Source organism: Kitasatospora sp. NPDC058243 (genome assembly GCF_042882025.1).
Taxonomy (GTDB): domain Bacteria; phylum Actinomycetota; class Actinomycetes; order Streptomycetales; family Streptomycetaceae; genus Kitasatospora.
This window is the reverse complement of record NZ_JBHVWW010000057.1, coordinates 1-22,113: the sequence shown is the minus strand read 5'-3', so window position 1 is coordinate 22,113 and position 22,113 is coordinate 1. Positions and strand designations below refer to the sequence as shown.

General features: G+C 69.0%; 8 protein-coding genes and 2 pseudogenes. 4 read left to right on the top strand and 6 right to left on the bottom strand.

What is annotated here, in order from left to right; all coding sequences use genetic code 11:
• Nucleotides 1–9: 9 nt before the first annotated feature.
• The 3 genes from cas8c to cas3 all read right to left on the bottom strand — a co-directional run bounded on the left by cas8c (nt 10) and on the right by cas3 (nt 5,171).
• On the bottom strand, nt 10–1,872 hold the full coding sequence (cas8c, locus tag ACFVX9_RS29345) for a type I-C CRISPR-associated protein Cas8c/Csd1 (protein WP_387984401.1): 1,863 nt from the start codon (nt 1,870–1,872) through the stop codon (nt 10–12).
• A gap of 2 nt (nt 1,873–1,874) precedes the next feature.
• Nucleotides 1,875–2,606 carry a type I-C CRISPR-associated protein Cas5c gene (cas5c, locus tag ACFVX9_RS29340; protein WP_387984400.1) on the bottom strand — a complete coding sequence of 244 codons (732 nt, stop codon included), beginning with the start codon at nt 2,604–2,606 and terminating at the stop codon, nt 1,875–1,877.
• Between the two features lie 426 nt (nt 2,607–3,032).
• Nucleotides 3,033–5,171: a CRISPR-associated helicase Cas3' gene (gene cas3, locus ACFVX9_RS29335; protein ID WP_387984399.1), complete on the bottom strand. Its 2,139-nt coding sequence runs from the start codon at nt 5,169–5,171 to the stop codon at nt 3,033–3,035.
• A gap of 1,270 nt (nt 5,172–6,441) precedes the next feature.
• Between cas3 and ACFVX9_RS29330 the strand changes: the two are divergent.
• Nucleotides 6,442–7,701, top strand: a pseudogene (locus ACFVX9_RS29330) (ISL3 family transposase).
• Between the two features lie 1,360 nt (nt 7,702–9,061).
• Here ACFVX9_RS29330 and ACFVX9_RS29325 read toward each other — a convergent pair.
• Nucleotides 9,062–9,736, bottom strand: a complete 675-nt coding sequence (locus ACFVX9_RS29325; protein ID WP_387984398.1) for an SAM-dependent methyltransferase — start codon at nt 9,734–9,736, stop codon at nt 9,062–9,064.
• Nucleotides 9,720–11,501, bottom strand: coding sequence for an ATP-dependent endonuclease (locus ACFVX9_RS29320; protein WP_387984396.1), 1,782 nt, complete (start codon nt 11,499–11,501; stop codon nt 9,720–9,722). Before ACFVX9_RS29320 ends, ACFVX9_RS29325 begins: the two co-directional genes overlap by 17 nt.
• 454 nt (nt 11,502–11,955) lie before the next feature.
• Between ACFVX9_RS29320 and ACFVX9_RS29315 the strand changes: the two genes are divergently transcribed.
• On the top strand, nt 11,956–15,570 hold the full coding sequence (locus tag ACFVX9_RS29315; protein ID WP_387984394.1) for a hypothetical protein: 3,615 nt from the start codon (nt 11,956–11,958) through the stop codon (nt 15,568–15,570).
• A gap of 3,492 nt (nt 15,571–19,062) precedes the next feature.
• Nucleotides 19,063–19,233: a hypothetical protein gene (locus tag ACFVX9_RS29310; RefSeq protein WP_387984392.1), complete on the top strand. Its 171-nt coding sequence runs from the start codon at nt 19,063–19,065 to the stop codon at nt 19,231–19,233.
• A 548-nt stretch (nt 19,234–19,781) separates the two neighbouring features.
• Here ACFVX9_RS29310 and ACFVX9_RS29305 read toward each other — a convergent pair.
• Nucleotides 19,782–21,302: a recombinase family protein gene (locus ACFVX9_RS29305; protein WP_387984390.1), complete on the bottom strand. Its 1,521-nt coding sequence runs from the start codon at nt 21,300–21,302 to the stop codon at nt 19,782–19,784.
• A 125-nt stretch (nt 21,303–21,427) separates the two neighbouring features.
• Here ACFVX9_RS29305 and ACFVX9_RS29300 point away from each other — a divergent pair.
• Nucleotides 21,428–21,565, top strand: a pseudogene (locus tag ACFVX9_RS29300) (exodeoxyribonuclease III); the annotation flags it as partial.
• Nucleotides 21,566–22,113: the final 548 nt, after the last annotated feature.

Below are 22,113 nucleotides of genomic sequence, written 5' to 3'. Positions count from 1 at the left end.
GTGGGGTGGTCAGGCGGTTTCGGAGTGGGCCGGGGCGGTTTCGATGAGGTCCGTGACGTCGAAGAGCGCACCGTCCTCGGCGGGCTGGGGTTCGGCCGTTTCCGCTGCCTGTTCCTTGGCGGCCTTGTAGGCGAGTGCGGCGGTGATGTCGGCGGCACGCTGGTGCTCGTAGCCGAGGACGAAGCGGCCCTGCTCGGGGACGGTAAGCAGAAGGGGGACGTCATCGAGGTGTTGGTAGATGTCGCGCATGCGGGCTTCGAGGGCGTTGGCGGTGGGCTTGTTGCGGCGGCGGATGATGCGGAGGTGGTTTTCGGCGCCGGCGCGGAGGTTGGCGAGGACGGTGGCGGGGCTGCTCATGGCGGTGCCGAAGTATTTGTCGGTGATGGTGGTGTTGACATTGCGTCCGGCGTCTTTGGCGGCGCGGCGTTGGACGGCGGCGAGCGTGGCGAAGAGGCGGCCGCACATGTAGGCGCGGTCGTTGGCGTCAGGGTCGAGGCCGGGCATGCCGTGCTCCTGGGTGTGGTGGCGGGTGAGGGCGAGGCGTAGGAGGGCGGTGCGGGGGCCGTCGATGCGGCGGTCTGCGCGGATGCGGGCGAGGAGTCGGGGGAGCATCCAGGCGGGGGGTGGTGTGCCGTGGAGGGCGCTGTGGAGGAGTGCCTCATCGAGGCCTTCGGGGATGGTCTTGGGGTGGTACTTCTTCTCGGTCTTGACCCATCGGGCGCAGGCGAGGGTGAGTCTCCAGAGCGGGTACGCCTGGTACTGCAGGTCGGTGCCCGGGCCGGGGCGGTCCGCGGTGCTCTGGTGGGTAGCGTGGGGGGACCAGGGGTCGAGGTACCGGTGGTCGCGGAACCAGCGGCCGAGGCAGTCCTCGATGACGGGCAGGGGGATGTCGATCCAGTCGCGTACGACGACGCGTGAGGAGTTCGCGCCGAGGGTGGCGGAGTAGAACTTGTTGACGTCGGCGGAGTATTCGGTGGTCCCCGTGCCCGGTTTGAAGATCTTCCCGATGAGGTTGGCCACGTCCTCGGGTTGCGGGTCGTCCAGGTTTCCGAAGTGGTTGCGCTTGACCGGTTCGCGGGTCCACCAGACCGTCACCGCAGTGTCGGCGCGCCTGCGGTGCTTCGGGTCCGCGAGAAGTTCCCCGAGCGAGGTGGTGGCAGCCGTCCCGCACCTCTCGCACAGCGGGGTGGCAGCAAGTCCGGAGGTGACGCCGGCGCGGCCCTGTGCGGCGGTGTTCACGCTGACGAGCTGGGTGCTCTTGGCCTGCTTGGCGGGGATGGCGCCCATGGCGATCGAGATCGGCACGGTGGCGAGCAACGGCCGTTCGTGTCCGCAGACGAGGCACAGGCCCGTGTTGCCTGCTCCTTTGGAGTCGCTGACCTTGTCCGCCCAGAACTGGCGTGCGCTCGGGTGCTGGTGGGCCCACTGTCCGTCGACGCTGATGGCGACGAGGTCGCCAGCGGCCATGTCTGCCGGGGCCCTCGTCGTGGTGGTGGCGAGGAATCGGACGACGGCCTCGGCGGTGGGGTCGCCGGGGTTGGCGGCTGCCCACTGCCGGGCGAGGTCGGCGAAGGCCGTGCGGCATTTCGCGGCCCGGGCGGCGTCCTTGTCCTTGACCTCTCCGGTCTTGGGGTCGGCCTTCGGCACGCCGAAGACGTACTGGGCGTTGTCGGCGAGCAGGCACGGTGCGATGGCAACGGTGCGGGTGGAGGTCGGCACGTCCAGGCGCAGCGCGGGCTGGCCCTTGGGTACTCGCAGGTCCTGGACCTGCGCCTGGTCGCCGTCGAGGAGCACGGCCCATTTGATCGTCGCCGGTTTCGTGTAGGACTGTTCCTGGTCGGCGACGCGTTCGGTGAGGCGTTGCAGCAGCATGGTCAGGCTCCGGTTCGCCAGGAGCCGGCGGGCATGTGGACCTCGTCGTCGCCCAGGGGGCGCCGCGGAACGTGGAGCACGCCGTTGTCCAGGCTGGCGCGGAACCAGTGGTAGGTCTCCTGGCCGCGGTCGCCGTACCTGATCGAGTGCAGCATGACGCCGAGTTCCTCCGTGCGCTCGATGGGGCCGGCCTTCGAGTCGGCGGGGCTGCCGGGCCACGAGCCGCGCGGGCCGAAGCTCGCGGAGAACTCCCGGCATCCGAGGAAGGGCTGCGAGAAGCACCCGCCACGCTCGGTGCGGCGCCGCAGCTGCTCCCGGTACTTGGCAGCCGGCGCCTTGGCACTGCGGGTCGGGACGATCTGGGTGTTCACCCGGTAGGCGACGTCGCGCAGCGCCACGGTGTTGCGCTGGTCCCGGTCCTGTTCGACGTCGTAGCGCTCCCTGTGGTTCGCGCGCAGGGCCTTGATGCGGGGTGCGGTGATGACGGACTTGACCTCGTTGCGTCGGATGTTGATCCAGTCGATCGGGGTGAGGACCTCGATCGACTGGATGACGTACTGCATCTCCGGTTTCCAGAAGATGGCGCTGAGCGCTCCGATGGCCGCGGAGGGTGTCATGACGGGGTAGCTCACCCGTTCGACCTTCAGTTCGGGCCGTGTGAAGCAGGCCAGTGGTCCCCACAGCTCGACGGTCACCGGCGGCTCCGGCCAGTACGTCTGGGCATGGCTAGGCAAGGCAATCACCCTCTCCAGGGCAATGTGACGACGTGTCAGATATGGACCGTAGCAGCACTAGCACTCCTGTGAAGCTGTTTCCCGCGAGGGCTTGACAGCCTCAGCAGCGCCGTGTTGACCACGACCCGTACCGTTGCCGAATGTGTATCAGGGGTCACTGACAATGACGCCCCCGCCGGCAAGCCGACGGGGGCGCGAACGTGCGGACAGACACCAGCACGCCTGTGTTTCGATCCTCGCCGCCCCCGCGAGAAGGCGGCGCCACGCCTCGGGAGCCTACCCAACCCGCACCCTCCCGCCGGGCTCTCCCCGCCGGACCGCCGTACGCTGAGGACAGGGAAGGAGCACGAAGAGCCCATGCACGCGGCCAACGGCATCCTCCCGCAGGAAAGTTGTCGCGGTCACCACCAGTCGTCTGGGCCGCCACTACCGGCTGGGCGGCTCGATGCCACGCTGTGGATGGTAGGGGCCGACCCACTCGACGAGGTCGTCAACGATGAGCTTCGCGTGGCCGGCTGCCAGCGCGGTGTCCGCCTCGGCCTTGGGGATGCCGGCGATGTGGGGCTGCAGGATGCGCAGGGTCTCAGGTCCGCAGGGCTGGCCTGTGCGGAGCATGTCGATGGCGGCGCGGGCCGCGGCTTGGTCCTCGGGCTTCAGCTCGGGCCGGACATGGACGACGCTCGCCATGCTTTCGCCGATCATGACGAACTGCTCCGCCACGGCTGGGAAGTCGAGTTCCCGGCGCAGCGTCTCAATCGGGTTCCCGAGGTTGGCGAGGCCCTGGAGTCGGTATCGGGTCCTGGAGTAGTGGGCGAGCGCCGCGAGATTGTCCGGGTCGGCCTTGTTAGGGCCGTCGCCGAAGCGGTTGTTGGCGATGCCGAGCGAGAGCATGTACGACGGGTCCGGGATCCTGCCGCTGTCGTGGGCTTTGAAGACGACGACCGTTCCGCGGTACAGGCGGCCTTCGCGGTTGCAGCGGCCGGCTGCCTGCTGAAGGTTCTCCGGCGGGGCCCAGGCACGGAAGACGATCGGGAAGTCGAGGTCGACCCCGGCCTCGATCAGCGACGTGGACACAACCCGGACACACTGCTTGGCCGCAAGCAGGCTGCGAATCTCCTCGATCGTCTCCCGGCGGTGTCCCGACGTCATGCGGGTGGACAGGTGCAGGGCGCCCGCGGGAAGTTGCTGGTGGACGGCATTGGCGTCGCGCGTGGTGGAGACGATCATCAGCATCTGCTCGTGCCGGGATGCCTCGCCGGCCATGGCGGCCAGCGTGGTGTCCTCGCGCCACTCGTAGCGGACGCGCTCGAGAGCCGAGAAGAGCGGCGCGGGGTCGGAGATGACGTGCCGGTGCCCGGTCCCGTCGATGCTGCTGAACTCCGGCTGGGTCGCGGACGACAGCAGCACCGTCGTGCCGAACCGCTCCGCCAGACCCCGCAGTGCCGACAGGATGGGCACCAGCAGCCGGTCCGGCAGCGCCTGGACCTCGTCCAGGACGATCACCGCACCGGCAAGCCGGTGGAGCTTTCGCATCCTCGACGGCGAACGACTGAAGAGGGACTCGAACAGCTGCACCGTGGTCGTGATCACGAATGGCGCGTCCCAGTTCTCCGCCGCCAACCGGGCCCACCCCGCACCGTCGAGATCGACAGAGAAGTGGTGCTCGAGGACGTCCCGCTCGCCGAGCATCTTCCGGTAGACGGAAGCGTTCTGCTCGGTGATGCTGATGAACGGCACCGCGACGATGATCCGCCGCTGACCGTTGCGCGAGGCATGGTGCAGCCCGAACGCAGCCCCGGCCAGGGTCTTTCCCCCGCCGGTCGGCACGTGCAGCCGGTAGATCCCGGGCTCGCCGTCCGCCGCGGCGACGGCCTGCTCGTAGATGCTCGTGCGGATCTCGTCGATCCGCGACGGCTCCCGGCCGGCGAGCATGGCCTTCCGGGCTTCCTCGAACCGCTCCGCGAGAGCGGCCATGTCCGCGTCCGGGCGCACATACGGAACACGGCCGAGACGGTGCGCGCGGGTGTCTAGGCGATCGGCGTCGATGACGCAGCTGAACAGCATCCGGACCATCAGGTCGACATCAGCGAGGTCATTGTCGCCATCGGGGTCTGACAGCCACTGCGGCACCGCGATCCCCGCAGACTCGATCTCGGGAACCTCCGCCGCGACCCGGCGAATCGCCTCGTCCACAAGGTCAGGCCGCGCCCGCAGCTCCCTCAGCAAAGCACGCATCTCACCCCAGGACCGCAAGCCCCCGTGGTGCCCCTCCACCACCCCGGCAAGCGGCCCCGGCAGACACTGCGCCGCAAGATGGGCCCCTGCCCTCTTGTGGTCGATCCCGACCGTCCCTCCGGTATCGGCAACCTCCACCAGTCGGTCCTGCCACGCACACCCCCCTTTCCCCACATCGTGGACAAGCGCCAGATACTCAGCCGCGGCAGCCATGCCGAACACCGCACCGAACCGAGCAGCCAGTGCAGCCGATCCACGAAGATGATCACCCAGCAGATGCCACCGACCAGCACCATTGGGCGAGTGGGCATAAAGAGGCTCGTCACGCATGACCCACAAGGCTACCCATCCGACACGACACAGGAGTTACGACTGCGACCAAGCCCCGCACCAGGTCGCCGCACAAGCCCAAACCAGCCAGAGGAGAATGACAATCCTCATGTCGGCGACCGCCACCGGTGACGCGTTCGCCCCGGAGAAAGACCGCCACACACCGTCACTGGCTTCGACCTCGTCTCCGCGCCAGCGTTGCGACCCTCGGTCGCCGCAGAAGGCGACCGCCACACAGGCCGGGCCGGTCGACGTACACCCGCATGTCGGTGTTGCGATCCTCGATCGCCCCGGAAGGCGACCGCCACTGCCGGGCACGAGCTGATCCCCGCCCTGGTGCGCACGTTGCGATCCTCGGCCCCCCGGGGAGCGACCGCCACGTGGGACGAGGAAGGAGGGCAAGGCAGGGCGGGGCGGGTGGTCCTCGGTCCCCCCAGAGGGCGACCGCCACCCCGGGCTGCGGGACGCTCCTGCGCCGAACTCCGGAGTTGCGATCCTCGGTCGTCCTGGAGGGCAACCGCCACTTGGAGGGCCGCGGGCTCGGCCGACGGACCGGGGCGTTGCGATCCTCGGTCGCCCCCGGAGAGCGACCGCCACGTGATGCAGACCGCGCGCCGGCGGCAAGGTGGCGGGGTTGCGATCCTCGGTCGCCCTGGAGGGCGACCGCCCACAGCAGTGGCACGGCGACGAAAACGGCGTAGTAGTAGTTGCGATCCTCGGCCGCCCCGGAGGGCAACCGCCGTGGGCGTCCTCGTCGGCGTCCGGCTCATCCGTCATCCGGTTGCAATCCTCGATCGCCCCGGAGGGCAACCGCCACCGGCACCGTACCAGCACCTCGCGCCTCCTGCATGAGGTTGCGATCCGCGGTCGTCCCGGACGGCGACCGCCACCGGTGAACTCGTCGCTGTAGTCGGTCTTCTCATCGTTGTTGCGATCCTCGGTCGCCCCGAAGGGCGACCGCCACCCTGGTGGTAGCGGAGTGCTTGGCACGGCGGGACAGGTTGCGATCCTCGCCTGCCCCGAAGGGCGACCGCCACCCCACTGTACGACCGCGCGGACGCGAAACCGGTGTTGCGATCCTCGGCCGCCCCGGAAGGCGACCGCCACTGGCGCCGGGCCAAAAGCGGCTCTCCTGCCGCATGTGTGGGTGCGCTGATCTGCGGCTGGACGTGAAACACGCCGTCTTCTGTGATCCTTGAGGTGTCGAAGCCCAAATTGGATCAAGCAGAGAGACGGCGTGCCTGCCTTCAGCATATGGAAGCGCACCCTGATGGTCGAAAACACCGTGGTCGAGGGTGCCAGCTGGGACGAATCGGAACAATGTGTAGTCGCGTCGGTACGGCCTGACGCGCGGCGGCGTGGACGGTGCGGACTGTGCCGGCGCCCGGCTCCTTGGTACGACCGGGGACGCGGCCGGCGCCGGTGGCGCGACCTGGACCACGGGGCGGTGCGGGTGTTCCTGGAGGCCGACGCCCCGCGGGTCGCCTGCCCCCGGCACGGCCCGACCGTGGCAGCGGTGCCATGGGCCCGGCACGACGCCGGCCACACCCTGGCCTTCGACCAGCAGACCGCATGGATGGCCGCCGAATGCTCCAAGAGCGCGGCGGCCGAGCTGTCGCGCTGCTCGTGGCGCACGGTCGGCAGGATCGTCGAGCGCTACACCGCCGACCGCGACCGGGGCACGGACCGGCTGGCGGGGTTGCGCCGGATCGGGATCGACGAGATCTCCTACCGCAAGGGCCAGCGCTACATGACCGTCGTGGTCGACCACGACACCGCCCGTGTGGTGTGGATGGCCGACGGCCACGGAACCGACGTCCTCGCCCGGTTCTTCGACGAACTCGGCGAGGTCCGGGCCGCGCGGCTGACGCACATCAGTGCCGACGGCGCCGCCTGGATCGCCCAGGTCATCGCCGATCGGGCACCGCGCGTGCTGCGGGTGATGGACCCTCCCCCAAGCTCCGCCCGGGGGGACCCCCATCCATGTGGTCGCCTGGGCCACCGAGGCGTTGAACACCGAGCGCCGGGCCTCGTGGAACCGGGCCCGGCGCGAGCTCGGCGACCGGGAGAAGGCGAGGGCGCTGAAGGACTCCCGCTTCGCGCTGTGGAAGAACGCCGAGGACCTGACTGACCGCCAGGCCGCCAAGCCCGCCTGGATCGCGGCCACAGACCCGCGCCTGCACCGCGCCTGGCGCCTAAGGAAGCCCTACGAGCCGTTTTCGCCCTGGCCAAGCGCCGCCCGACCGCCGCCCTCAAGGCCCTGGACCAGTGGATCGGCTGGGCCCGCCGCTACCGCATCCCCGCCTTCGTCGATCTCCAACGCACGATCGTGCGCCACTACGACGCCATCCGCGCCGCGCTGATCACCGGCCTGTCCAACGGACTGATCGAGTCCACCAACACCAAGACCCGACTGATCATCCGCCGAGGCTTCGGCTTCCACTCCGCAGACGCCGTCATCACCCTGGTCATGCTCACCCTGGCGGGCCCTCGCCCCACCCTCCCAGGACGCCAACCCGCGACAGCCTGACCCACACATCAAGCAGGAGAGCCCCAAAAGCGTGGGCACCGGCCTGCTGTTGCGATCCTCGGCTGTCCCGGAGGACGACCACCACCTGGCTACGCCGCCACATCCGTTCCCTCCCGGACGAGTTGCGATTCTCGGCCGCCTCGGAGGGCGACCACCACCTGTGGATCGTGCGCGAGCACCAGGTGGAGCTGGCCTTACGATCCTCGCTCGCCCCAGAGGGCGACCGCCACGGCCTGGGGGCCAGCGGTGGTTGATCACGCGGATGCCGTTGCGATCCTCAGCCGCCCCGGTGGGCGACCGCCACTCTTCGGCTCTGTGCCCGGGGTCCACGATGATGTGGTTGCGATCCTCGGCCGCCCGGGAAGGCGACCGCCACGCGGACGGGGGTCCACCCACCAGTCGGACACCCTTAAGAGTTGCGGTCCTCGGCCGCCCGGGAGGGCGACCGCCACCGCGTGTCCGGCGGGCTTCACCGTGTGGGCCTCAATGTTGCGATCCTCGGCCGCCCGGGAGGACAACCGCCACCATATGGCCCGTGAAGATGTCCCAGTCGCCGTCCAGGTTGCGATCCTCGGTCGCCCAGAAGAACGACCGCCACTCCTCCGGGTGGAGGCCATCGTGCTGCTTGAGGGTGTTGCGATCCTCGGCTGCCTAGGAGGACGACCGCCACCGCAGGCTGTAGGTCCGCATCTCCGGGTAGTGCGGGGCGTTGTGATCCTCGGCCGCCCGCGAGAGCGACCGCCACCGCACGCTGGGTAGACCCGTCCGCGCCGGATACTTAGTTGCGATTCTCGACCGCCCACGAGGGCGACCGCCACTGATCTGGAGCTGGTGAAGGCCGTACAGCTCGATGTGGTTACGATACCCGGCCGGTCAGGAGGGCTGCCGCTACTCCAGTGGGTGTAGTACGGCACCGACATGGCGAAGGAGTTGCGATCCTCGGCCGCCCGGAAGGGCGACCGCCACTCGTGACCGTCTTGCGGCCGCGGCGGGCCATGAGGTTGCGATCCTCAGCCGCCCGCCACTCCACCCCACACTCCGAAGGTCATGCCCCCGCCCCCCATGCCCCCGAACCTCAGTGTGTCCGTATCAAGGCGAACGGCCCGACCACCGTCCTGGAGATCAACGACCGCCACGTCGCCGGCCGGGTCCGCGAGTACCTTCTGTGGCACACCGTCGGGCAGCTCCCGGAACTCCCGCTATACCTCAGGTCGACCGTCGGCACGTACCGGAACGGGGCGGCGCGTCCTGGTTGGTGAGGACCCCGACCCGGGCCCGGCCGGAAGGCTGTCGACATCCGGGATTCGTCAGCGAACGATTGCATCCGCTGGCACCGATGGCGCTTCACTGGGTGCACGTGTCACCGCTTCGCCGCGACGGCGGCGTAGGCACTCACCTGGGCTTCGGTGACCCCCTGCTCAGAGCCGTCCGGCCGCCACCTGTGGGTAGGGCAGACCTCTGGGTCGAGGAGGTGCCAGCCGTCGAAGAACCGCTCGATCTGCTCACGGGTGCGCATGCGGACCGTGGTGCCGGCGGCGGCGTAGACCTGGGTGATCCACGCGGCCTCGGCCGGTCCGAAGTCGGGGGTGCCGTGGCTGATCACCAGGGCGCTGCCCCTGGGGAGGGCGTCCTTGAGCTGTCCCACGATCCGGTAGGCGTTCTGGTCGTCGGGAACGAAGTGGAGCAGGGCGTTAAGGCTCAGGGCCACAGGGGCGGTGACGTCGATTTTCCGCGCCAGTTCCTGTGAGGTGAGGATCGCGTCCGGATCGGTGACGTCGGCCTGGAGGTAGGTGGTCAGCCCTTCGGGGCTGCTCAGTAACAGGGCTTGTGCGTGGGCGAGGACGATCGGGTCGTTGTCGGTGTAGAGCACCCGGGCCCACGGGTTGGCAGCCTGGGCGACCTCGTGGAGGTTGGGCGAGGTGGGGATGCCGGTGCCGATGTCGAGGAACTGGGCGATGCCGGCCTGGGCGGGGGCGTTGGTGGAGCGGTTGGCGGCCTGTTCGCGCGAAGTGGCCGGCCTACCGCAGGCTGGCAAGCTTCAACCGGAACTCCTCCAGTGCCGGATGGCGGACGCTCTCGTCCCGCCCGGCCCGGGCCATCAGGGCCGCCCGCAGGTCCTCGGGTGTCACGAACAATCGCGACCGACGGTGGAAGACGGCCAGGAGGACTTTCGGGTCAGCCAGGGTCAGCCACTCGGCCTCCCAGCGCTGCTCGACCTGCGCGGCGAGCTCCGCTCGGGCCTGTGCGGCGGAGTCGGCGCGGTCGAGCTCGGCCTGCGCGATCGCTCGGCGATGCTCCTCGTAGGAGGCGTTCCCCTTCTTGGGCGTCGGGTGGAGCCGGTTGAGCTCGTGCTCGAGTAGCGCCTCGACCACGCCATTCTTCAGGTCCAGGGCGGCCTCCCAGAGCAGGCTCTGCGCCTGTTCGGTGGTGAGGTGCCGGGCGTTGTCGGTGTAGACCGCTGCGACCAGCGGGGGGTGAAGGATCAGACTCTCGATGGCGCGCAGCGGCCAGACGTGCAGGTTCGGGTAGCGCGCGTGGAGGGCGTCCACTTCCGCCGCTGTTCGCAGGTCACGGTCTAGCAGGACGATCCACGGTCGGGGCACCTCAGTGTCCTGGTGATGCCGGTGAAAGGTCAGGGCCTGGTTGGAGTTTCCTGCCTTGATGACCTTCGCGCGTCCCATTTCGCCGGGGAAGAGTGTGTGGAGATCGTCACTGTCACGTTCACCCTCCACGATGATCTCGAACTCGGCCAGCATGCTGCCTGCCGCGACCCGGCTGAGGCGGCCGTAGGCGGCGGTTTGGTGCCGTGCCTGGTTTCCGCTCTGGTCACTGCTCGTCAGCTCAATCACCCGGTCGGCCGGTACGGCGGACAGCACCTCCAGCGAGTGCGTCACCATCACCACCTGCGCCGCCGACGCTAGCTCCAGGAAGGCCGAGACCACCGTGGCAGCGAGTGACGGGTGAAGGTGGAGCTCGGGCTCGTCGAGCAGGGCGATTCCCCTGGTCGATCGCAGATGGTGGCCGAGGCACAGCAGGCCGAGTGCGCCCCGCTCACCGCTGGACAGCCCCTCCAGGCCATGGCGTCGGCCGTTGGGCAGGGCGACGGCGAGATGGGTAAAGCCGCTGACCTTGCTGGAGGCAGGGCGTAGGAGCTGGCGGCCGGTCACATCGCGGAACAGCTCGGCGATCTCGGTGAATCCGTCGTCGCCCTGGTAGCCGTCCCTTTCAGTCAGCAGGGCCTGGTAGTCGAGGAAAGCCAGGTAGCCCTCGGTGTCTACGGTCGGATCGTTGTACCCGGCGTGAGACTGAACTGTCGCTTGGGCGTTGAACGGTACTCCGAGGCCGATGACGGGGCGGCCGGATATCGCGAATGCCTCGCCCGGGCGTACGAGCGTCGTATTAGCGAAGGGGTACTGGGCTCGAAACTCCGGCGAGAAGGCCACCTTCAGCTCTTCGCTGCTGGTCAGGGCACGGGTGCCGTCAGCCTGGAAGGCGACCCGCCTCATGTATCCGGGAGCTCGCACGGCCAGCTTGCCCAGCCTCCTGGCATACGCCTCGCCGACCAGGTCGAGCTCAAGATCATCGAACGAAATCGACAGCTCGCCAGAAGCGGTGGAACTGAACGGGCCGACGCTTTCCGTGATTTGCCGAAGGGAGTTTCCCGCCAAGTGATGGAGGGCTTCAAGTACGCTCGACTTACCAGTGGAGTTCTTGCCGGAAATCACCGTTACCTTGTCGAATTCGATGTCCACTTCCCTTATTGCGCGGAAGTTCCGCAGGGATAGGCGAGTCGCGCGCATACAAGGCTCCGGAGGAGAGAATCAGGTAGGATCCGACAGTACTCCTCCAGACGGATTCCAGATAATCAATTCCAGGGCGAGCTAAGACGCGCTATAGTCCGCGCGGCGCTGGGCCCCCTCTTGACGACGGCTTCGGCCCCACGCGCAGCTCGCCCGATTCGGCGATTCCCGGCTTCCGGAGCGCCCGCTGGAGGGTCGTCAGTGCGATGCGACATGATGGATCCAGGCTCAAGTCTCCGCCCGCACAACCCTTCGACCATCCCGGGCCTCGAGTAGAAGGAATGATCACGACCGAGCCCGCACCCCTGCGGGACCGAGCGCGATGTCTTCAACCAGGTAGTTGAGCAAGGCAGCGGTCAGTACCCCGTCCTGCCGGGCCCGGGCGCCATCCCCGTCAACGCCTCCGCCAAGAGAACTTCGCCCTGATCGGCGCGCGCACTGCTAGCGTGGCGCGGTGATCCCTCCCGACGCGCCCGGCGCGGGCGTTGACGCGTCCCGGCTGGCCGATGGCTCCCATCTCGCAGACGCCCTCACCAACCTTGGACCCAACGGAATCCGAGCACTCGGTCACCTGCGGGACGCACAGCAGAAGCTCGCCGAGACCGACCGGTGGTCGCAACCGCTGGAGAGCGCGCTCGCGTCCTGCCGATCCGCGATCGACAGCCTCCTCAAGGAGGCTGGTGAGGCGTTCGAAGGACCGCGCGACGCCCAGGAAAGGGTCAACCAGGAGGTCGCCGCCCTACTGAAGCGGTCCCTGGGACAGCAGACCGCGATGGAGAGGCTGGCCGAGGCGCTCGACAGCACGGCAGACATCCCCGACATCCTGGAGCCGAAAGCCGGCGTCGGAGCGGGCATCCAGCGGCTCATCCGAATTCCCCCCGACCGCCTTCCCTGCCCAGTCGACCCCCGGCCGCAGTACGAGGCCGAGCTCGAACTCCTCGACACCGTCGCAACGCTGGAGGCCCTGCCTTCCACGCCTGAGGATCAGCGGGCCCTGGTGGCGGTCCTGCGTCGGCTGCAGCAGGCGCGGCGCCACTCTGGCGCGGCCGAGCTCGCCGCCCGGGCGGACGGTCTGGCCGGTCTGCGGGAGGCGTTCGATTACCGCATGCGGGAACAGCAGGACGGCGGGGCGTTCCGTCGGCGCCAGCTGGCCCACATCGTTCAGCAGCGGACGGGCAGCGTCCCTGGGCTGGGTGAGCAGGAAGCGTTTCGGGCGTGGGCGAAGTTCTACCAGCAGACCTCCAGCGTGCTCCACGGCAGCGCTGGGGAGGGGGAGGCGAGCACGCGCAAGCTGTTCGCCGATCTCGTCGCTCACGTGGAGCAGCTGGTGCTCGGCCTGCCCAGACTGGCGCCGCTGCTGGTGCCACTCGTCCGGGCCCAGAGGCCGACGCCAGAAGACGGCGAGGTGGTCGCCGCGCTCCAGCAGCCGCGCGCCGTCCGGTACTTCTTCGTGCACGCGGTCAGCCCCGGCTGGCTGGACCTAGTCAGTGATCAGCGGCTGTTGCCGGAGCGCGGGCACTGGCCGGCTCAGCCGTACCTGGAGCGCGTCGCCGCCACGAACCCGCATAGGGCGTTGGCCTGGCTCAGCGAGAAGGAGGCAGCCTTCCGCGGCGTGGACCCCGAAGTGCTGGCCGGCCTGCTGCAGGTGGCGCGCCGGATCGGCGGGCCGGGCACGTCCCTGGTCCGCGCCGTGCTCGGAAGCGACGGCTTCCCGATCGATGCCCTGTGGCAGCTGGTGGTGCTGTGGCTTTTCGACGTCCCCGCGATCGAGCGCGACCCGGCGTGGGTTGAGGTCGCCAAACGCGTGCTGCTGCACGTGGTGGAGCATTGCGCCGGGCAGCGCTGGGAGATCCAGCAGCAGCTGACGGAACTGCAGAAGGCCGCTTACAGCGCGAGCGGCCTGCGGGACACGGCGGTGATCCGGGCGGTGCGCGCCGCGCTGACAGCAGTTGCCGCTGGCGCCATGGAATCGGAACTGGAGCTCGCCGACCTCGACGTGGCGGACGACCTGCGACAGGTTGTCTCCGCGAACGACTTCACTCCTTCCGTCGCCCGCATCGCGGTGCGGGCCCTCCTCGACTTCGCACGGACCGAGGCCGCAGGCGGTGTCACCCTCGCACAGCGAACCGCCGGGTGGGCGGGCCTTCCCGGCCCGCGCCGCTGGACGGACCGCCTGCTCGCCGCGCACCTGCTCGAAACCATTCCCAGGCAGCAGGACGACGAGGACGACGAACAGACCTGGCTGTCGGCCGCCCACGACGTCCTCTCCCGGCTCGGCGCCGTCGCGCGGGTGGGTGCCGACATCGTGGACCTGGTCGCCGCCGCCCTCGAGCACTGCCGACCCGACGCCCTGCCCGACCTGGAAGCGCTGCTGACGACGGCGCTCGGACCGGCCCCGGCAGGGTCGGCCCTCGACGACGGACTGCAAGCCCTCGCGGGCTGGCCGGTGAGGGTGCCAGATGGCTGGGCCACGGTCTGGGGACTCTCCCCCGTCCTGCCGCCCGCCGTCCTTGCCCCGTGGCAGCCCGTGGTCGACGCAATAGCCGAGCTGGTCGGCGCCGCACCCCGCAAGCCGCTCACCCGCCTGCGGCCTGTCCCCTACCTCGATCACTTCGCCACCACCGTGCGGGAACTCTCCCAGCTGGCCTCTGAGAAGGGCGCGCTGGCCGCCGCTGCGACCCTGCTCGACCGCCGGCGCACCGGCGCGCTGTCCCCCGACTACGCCCGCATCATCCTCGGCCAGCTCGTCACCGCCGACCCCGCCTCTTGGACCGGCTCCGTCCCGACGGTGGTCGCTGCCCTCGAAGAACCCGCCCTGCAGCACAGTTACCTGTCCGCGCTGCGCACCCCGCTGACCGCCGAACCGTGCCCGCTCCCTGACCCGGCCGCAACCTGGCGCGCGGCCATCGACGCACTGTGGGAGCTGGTCGCCGACCCCGGCCGTGACCCGTCCGGCGCGACCCAGACGCAGCTCACCCTGTGCCTGCACCTGGACGAGGCGTGGGCCTGCGGCGTCGACCTCGGGACGGTCGAACCGCTCGTCACCGAGTGGCTCACCGCCGTTGTCACGACCTGGATCGTACCTACCGGCCCCTCGGCCGACGATCCACTGAGGGCCGCCTACGGCGAGATCAGCGGCCTCGCCTTGGACGCTCTGATCAACTGGGGCCTGAACCGGACCGCCGGGCCGGACGAGCTCCCCGCCCCGGCCGAGGATGTCCTCTCCGACCTCCTCGACGCAGGCACCAACCACCGCGCCCTGGCCGTTATCGGCCACCGCCTCCCCGCCCTTCTGGAACACGCCCCCGACTGGGCCGAGCAACACCGAGCGCAGCTGTTCGACCTGGAACGGCCGCACTGCCCCGCCCTCACCGGCATCACCTCCAGGGGCGTCGCCGACCAGGCCGCGATAGACCTCCTGCGCCGCCTCGACCGCGGCCAGCTCGCCAAACACCTGCGCCAGCACGACCGCGTCAACCAGACGATGTGGGAGGTGTGTGCGGCTCTCCTACTGATCGACCCCGCCACGCTCGGCGGCCGCCAGGCGTTCCTCGCGCTGCTGGCCACCGACAACGACGGAGCCGCCGCCGTCTCCCACCTGCTGAGCGTAGTCGGGCGGCTCCTGCCCCCCGAGGCCACCGAGGCGAACGAGGGCATCTTCACAAGTGCCGTCGACCTGTGGCGCGACGTTCTCGGCCTCGATCTGCCCGACGACGCCGGGCACCTGCGCGGCGCTGGCAAATTCGTCTACGCGCAGGCCCTGGACGACACGGTGTGGCTGGAGATGACCGCGCTCACGGTCGAGCAGACCGCAGCCGTGTCCGCTGCGGACGCCGTCGCCCGTCGGGCTGCCCAGCACCCCGACGCAGAAACGGCCCACCGCATCGTCGCCGCACTACTGACGCTGTACGAGGACATCTCCGGCACCGGCTTGCCCAGCTATCGGTTGGACGAAATCAAGCGCACGGGCATCGCCCTGTGGACTGCGGCCCGACCGGACACACCAGGGCGAAGGCAACTGGGCGAGGCCCTCGCCCAGTACGCCGACTTCCTCGAAGCCGTCGTCTGACGGTCGGGACGGTTGTGGGGAGTCCACCCGTCACATCGGGGACTTTCAGCCGCATCGCAACAACGCCGGGGAAACCTGGTTCCGGGCCACCAGGCAGAACGCCCCCACCACGGCACCCCAGGGCGATCTCGTGCGGGGCCACCATCAGGCAAACTGACACGGACTTCGAGGGCGACGAACTGGGCAGAGCCCAACCTGGGGCGGGATGCCGAGAGCGGTCGGGGGTGGTGGCGCCGCAGACGACGAGGGTGGCCTGGAGCCGAACCCGGCCCGGCGGGCCGTGGCCTGCTCGCAGGGAGGGTGGACACCATCGGACGTAACCGCCGGAAGACCCTGCCCGGCCGGCAGATCGGGCGCGTGCCATCACCCCAGGCTGCAGTCGGATCCTTGACACTGAGGCCCTTTCTAGCCCAAGCCCACGCGGCCGACGAGTTTTCTCCCCTATCGTCAAGTGACGTGGGAACTACGAGTAATGAGTTCAGTCGATACCTCGGTGTCGTGCCGCACACCGGGATGCCGAAGGTTTTCGACGACCGAACTCGGGATGCCTGCATCGTGGTGCCGGGCATCATGAGCAGTGTCCTTGAGGACACCGAAACGGGCCGCCCGCTGTGGGGTGCGGGCCCGAAGGTGCTCATCGACCGGCCAGCGGGCACGGGGCTGCTGGACGCCCTGCACGCCGGCCCTCCGGGTTGCGATCCTCGGCCGCCCCGAAGGGCAACCGCCACATCCGGCTACCGCTGTGAACGGCGCGTTGGTCACGTTGCGATCCTCGGCCGCCCCGGAGGAATACCGCCACAGTCACTCAAGGAGTACCCCCTTTAAGGGAGTTGAGGTTGCGATCCTCGGCCGCCCGGAGGCCGGCCACCACGGCCGGGGTGGCCTGGACCGCCGCAAAGGACGTCCTGTTTCGATCCCCAGCCGCCCGAGAGGGCGACCGCCGAGGTGAGGGCGGGCTTGAGGCGGATGACCTCCTCGACGTTGCGATCCTCTGCCGCCCCAGACGGCGACCGCCACGAGAGGCAGTCGCACAGCCCTCCAGAGAGAAGGTGTTGCGGTCCTCGGTCACCCAGACGGCAACCGCCACCTACCCGCTCACCACGGCCACCGCCTACGGCGCGTGGTTGCGGCCCTCGGTCGCCCGGGAAGGCGACCGCCACGCTGCTGCAGGAACCGCGCGCTCGGGCCGAAGCCGATGTTGCGATCCTCAGCCCCCGGGGGCGACCGCCACGGGACGGCTCGGCCGGCTCCAGGTGCGGAACGTGCGTGTTGCGATCCTCGGTCGCCCTGCAGGGCGACCGCCACCAGCGGGAGGCAGGCCCAGCCGTGGCGCAGCATGCTGTTGCGACCCTCGGCCACCCCGAAGGGCGAGCGCCACGCGACCGTCCACAAGCCCGTCTCGTCCTGCACGACGTTGCGATCCTCGACCAACCCATAGGGCGACCGCCACCGCCGACATCGGCGGCCGGATCATCTCCAAGATCAAGTTACGACCCTAGGCCGCCCGGGGGGCGACCACCATCAGCGGACCGTCTTCCTCCGCGGTGGTCAACAATTTGTTGCGATCCTCGACCGCCCCGGAGGCCGACCGCCACCTGCTGGAACAGGCCCAGGCAGAGCTCGACTTCCAGTGGATGCGATCCTCGGTCGCCCCGACGGGCGACCGCCACCAGTGCGGTAGGCGAGCTCGACGGTCTTGTGCATGTTGCGATCCTCGGCCGCCCCGAAGAACGACCGCCACCGTTCACGCCGGATTCCCGTACGGCGTCGCCGTGACGTTGCGATCCTCGGCCGCACCGAAGAACGACCGCCACCGCGGCAGATTCGGTCTCGGCCCACGCATGGATATCGTTGCGCTCCTCGGCCGCCCCGGAGAGCGACCGCCGCCTCGGATAGGTAGGGCAGCAGACGGCGGTAGGAGGTGTTGCGATCCTCGGTCGCCCCGGGGGAGACCGCCACCGCCGCACGCCGACCGTGGCCAGCCGGGACCAGGGCGTTGCGATCCTCGGCCGCCGCGAAGGGCGACCGCCACACCGCAAGGCCGCCCCGCGGCCGAGGGGCGGGGACGGTTGCGATCCTCGGCGGCCCAAGAGGGCATTGGCCTGGCCGCGGTCCGAATGCACGTCCACTGTTGAGTTCTCAAGTTGCGGGGTAGCTGCCTGGGGCCCGCTTGAATGTCCACTTCAGCACCGCAGTCCGCGGCCGCCAAGGGGCAACCGCCATGGCGTGTTTCGCTTGTTCAGCTGGATCCGCACGCAGTTGTGATCCTCGGCCGCCCCCCCCGGGGGGGGCTACCGCCACTCGGGCAGTAGCCGGCCCATCAGATCGGCCACCGAAGCGTTGCGATCCTCGGCCGTCCCCGGGGGGACGACCGCCACTTCGGCGGCGATGCGCGTGTTCAGGGCACTCTTGAGGTTGCGATCCTCGGCCGCCCCAGAGGGCGACCGCCATCATCAACACCAGGACGTGGCGCCCGTCGAAGTCGACGTTGCGATCCTCGGCTGCCCGGGAGGGCGACCGACACACGGACACGCCATCGCCGTAGTGGACGGTGATGCCAGTGTTGCGAGCCTCGGTCGCCCTGAAGGGCAACCGCCACTGTGCAGAACCTCTGTCAACTTCCATCAACCGGTCTGGTTGCGATCCTCAGCCGCCCAGGAGAGCGACCGCCACTGCTGGATGCCCACTGCTCAGGCGCCGTCGTGGTCGAGTTGTAACCCCTGGCCGCTTCCAACGGCGACCGTCACCAACCTAGCCCACCAACCAGGCCGGACGTGACCGTGGTTGCGATCCTCAGCCACCGCGAAGGACGACTGCCATTCGACGCCTGACTGAATGGCGCGGGTGATGATGTCGTTGCGCTCCTCGGCCACAGCGGGGAGCGACCGCCACCTCGACGAGGTCGTCGCCGGCTAGCGGCGCCGCGGTGTTGCGATCCTCGGTCGCCCTGGAGGGCGACCGCCACACCGGCCGCAGCGGCCGGAACCTGGGCAAGTGGGGCGAGTTGCGATCCTCGGCCGCCTTGAAGTGCGACCGCCACGTTGGTTAGCGATGTCGACGAGCAGCGGTCGTTGCGATCCTCGGCCGCCCGGGAGCGCGACCGCCGGGTCAACGGAGATGATGTCGTCCTTCCACTCCTGGTTGCGATCCTCGGCCTCCCGGAAGGGCCACCGCCACCTCGGCGGCGATGGACATCACGGCCTTCGCGCCTTCGTTGCGATCCTCGACCGCCCGGGAGGGCGACCACCACGACCCCGCACCCGTCCCACCGTGAGCATGGTGACGGTTGCGATCCTCGGTCGTCCTGGATGGCGACCGCCACTGGCTACCCCAGCAACAACTGGCCATCCCACGCCAAGCCAAGAGGTACTCCAGAAATCGGATGTGCCTGATTCGGGCATTTCACTTCGGCGTGAAACGCGCGTCGCCTGTGCCCATCGGCTTCCGAATCATGCCCGTCGCACGTCGGCCGACGGCGGTACGGTCCGGGTCATGAGAAATCTGATCGTTATGGAGGACTCAAGCAGCGATGTGACGCCGCTGTGGGCGCACGGCCGAAACCTATCAGGCCAACGTCACACCTTGGAGGAGCACCTGCGCGGATCAGCCCTGCTGGCAGAGCAGTTCGCCACTTCCATCGACGCCGACGAGCTTGCCGAGTAGCTGGCGTAGGTACACGACGTCGGCGAGGGGCCCTGTCCCTGGCAGCACAGTCTGCACATCGCCGAGGCCCACGGCGGCAAGGTCAGCGTCCCTCACAAGGACGCCGGGGCGTGGCCGACCGCGTCCTGCGAAGGGCTTCCCTTCGCCGCCGACGTGCAGGGTCATCACGGCGGCCTTCCCGGATACCAGGGCTGCAACCACTTATCGAGTCGTTGAAGGCGCGAACTCATAAGAACCAGGCACTGATCGAGGAGTTGATTGCCGGCCTCGCCACGGCCGTCACGGAGAGACGCCCGCCAGCCGGTTCCCTCTTCCGCGCTGGCTCACAGGCCTGGCATCCTCGGACGCCGTACTCGCGTGGGACCTGCCCCTGCGGATGCCAATCAGCTGTGTGGTGGACGCCGAACTCCTCGACTCCAGCGGACACGTCGGCGACCTGCCAGCCACACTCCGCGAGGGCGCCGACATGTCCGCTCTTGCGGAAATGACCACGTTCACGACGAGGCCCGCCCCGACCCACGACGAGTTCCGGCCGACGACGATCCAGGTCACGCTGCGCACTTCACGTGTCCTACGCGTGCTTCGAGTTCGGCGGGTAGGTACCAGCCTTCGATGGCGGGTGTCATGTAGAGGCGGGCCTTGAGGCCGAGGAGGAGCTGGCGGCGGTGTTCCTGGTCGGCCTGTGTCCAGGCGTCGGCGAAGGTCTGGCCGGTCTCGGCCTCGACCCAGGCGGAGGGGCGTTGTGGGAGGGCGGCGAGGCGGCGGCGTTCGTCAACCAGGACTTCGAGGGCTTCGGCGTACTCGTCGTCGCCGCCGGGGTAGTCGAACAGGTTGCGGCGTTTCTCCTCGCGGAGGTCCTTCATGGCCTGGGTGACGTGGTTGAGCTGTTCGGTGTGGTCCTCGCCGGGGATGAACCTGCGCACCGTCATCGCCAGCCCGGCCAGGCGCTCGACCAGGACGGTGATTGCCGCTGTGACGCGCTCGCCCTTGACGGACTGGCCCTTGCAGGCCGGCTTCCCGGCCGACTTCGCGCAGCGGTAGTACTCGTAGATCTTTCCGTTCTTGGCGAGGTTCACCTGTCGGTAGAACCGGTCGCCGCAGCGGTCGCAGTGCGCAACGCCGAGCCAGGGCGAGGCACCGTTCGATCGTTCCTTGGTGACCGACCGCTCGTCCATCGCCGCCTGGATCGCGGCCCACTCCTCATCCGTGAACAGCGGCTTGGCCATCCGGATCGGCAGACCCTTGGCGTCGCGGGCGATCTTGCGTGCCTTCACGGAGCGGCCGGTCAGCTTCAGGCCCATCGTCGCCGGCGAGCGCAGGATCTTCCCCACGCTGGTCGGGTTCCAGTGATTCGATAGCGGCGTCTTGCGCTTGCTCGAATACGACTCGCCCTGATTCTTGAACGCGTGCATCGATGGCGTGTCGAAGACGGCTGCTTCCAGGGCCGTGGCGATCATCCACTGGCTCTGCCCCTCCTGGAGCAGCTTGCCCATGTACCGCACGGCCTCGGAGGTCACCGGGTCCGGTTCAAGGGTGCGGCCACCGCCAGGTCGGTCGACGATCCGATACCCGTACGGCGGCTGCCCGCCGGCCCACCGGTCCGTCTTGCGCAAGTGCTTGTGCGCGGCGGTGACGCGGGCCTTGATCCGCTTGAGCTCCATCTCCGCGAAGATCGACGCCAGCATCAGGAAGACCTTGGCCAGCTCGTTCCCGAACGACCTTTCCTGGCCCTCCCGGTAGTCCAGGGTAATGCCGTCGTCCGTGAACACCAGGACCTTGTGGTTCTCCTCAGCCCAGTGCGCCACGTCCGCACAGTCCTTCGCCGACCGGAACGCCCGGTCCACCTTGGCCCACACCAACGCGTCCCACTCACCCTGCCGCTCGGTCAGCCACGGCCCCAGGTCCGGACGCTTCCACGGCGTGACCTCCGCGGAGACGTCCAGGTCCTCGAAGGACCCGACGATCTCCCACTCCTTCGAGACCGCGTGCCGGGTCGCTGTCTCTGCCTGGATCAGGTGCGAGACCTTGCCCTCGTTGCCGTGCGTGTCCGAGACACGCGAACCCACCACTGCCCGAACCGGCGCCGAAGCCGTCATGATGCTCACAGGAGGTCCCCTACCGCCCAGGCCAGCAGGCACCCTCGAACAGGCTGCGCTCGAACGGGTGGACCTTTTTCGAAAAGGTGTCGTTCCGCTGGCGCATCGACCTCCAGGTCGCCACCCCGGGCCTCGCCGCCAAGGCCGTCGAGGCCTACGTCGAGCGGGCCGCCACCCACACCGAGCGCTGGTCCGACCACGCACCGGTCACGGCAGTGTTCGATCTGAACAACTAGGCAGCAGAAACTGGTAGTTCGACAGAATCAAGAGGCGGCCCCGACGCGGGGCATTCCACACGTCGGGGCTTCCTCTCGGTAGCAAATACGCCAGCGGCGAAGGAAGTCGCACGGCACTCCCGGAGTGGATTTTTCAGCAAAGCGATTCACGTGACCCTGCTTCCACAAGCGAAGCACCTGTCCGCCCCAGATCAGCTCCCCCGACGATCCAGACCCGAACATCCCTCTAGATACGGCCACCGCCCGCAACCCCTTGACCCCCAGCGCGCTCACTCGTAAGTCGGCGTCTGGAAGAACATGGCAAAGACGTTACCCGGTTCCGTCGGCCCTGCACACCAACCTTTTCGCCGCCCCCGCGTCGGCCGGGCCTTCGGCGAGCGCCCGGGGCCGACCGGTTCCTTCGGAATCCCAGCACCGCCAGCACCCGCCAGCACCCGCCGGTCGTCGCCGCCCGCCGTGTCACAGATGGGCGTTGCCGGGCCGCGGGGGCGCTGCCAGTGGTCGCGAGCACACTGATGGCATGAGAGGTCATCTCACTTGCGTCCCGC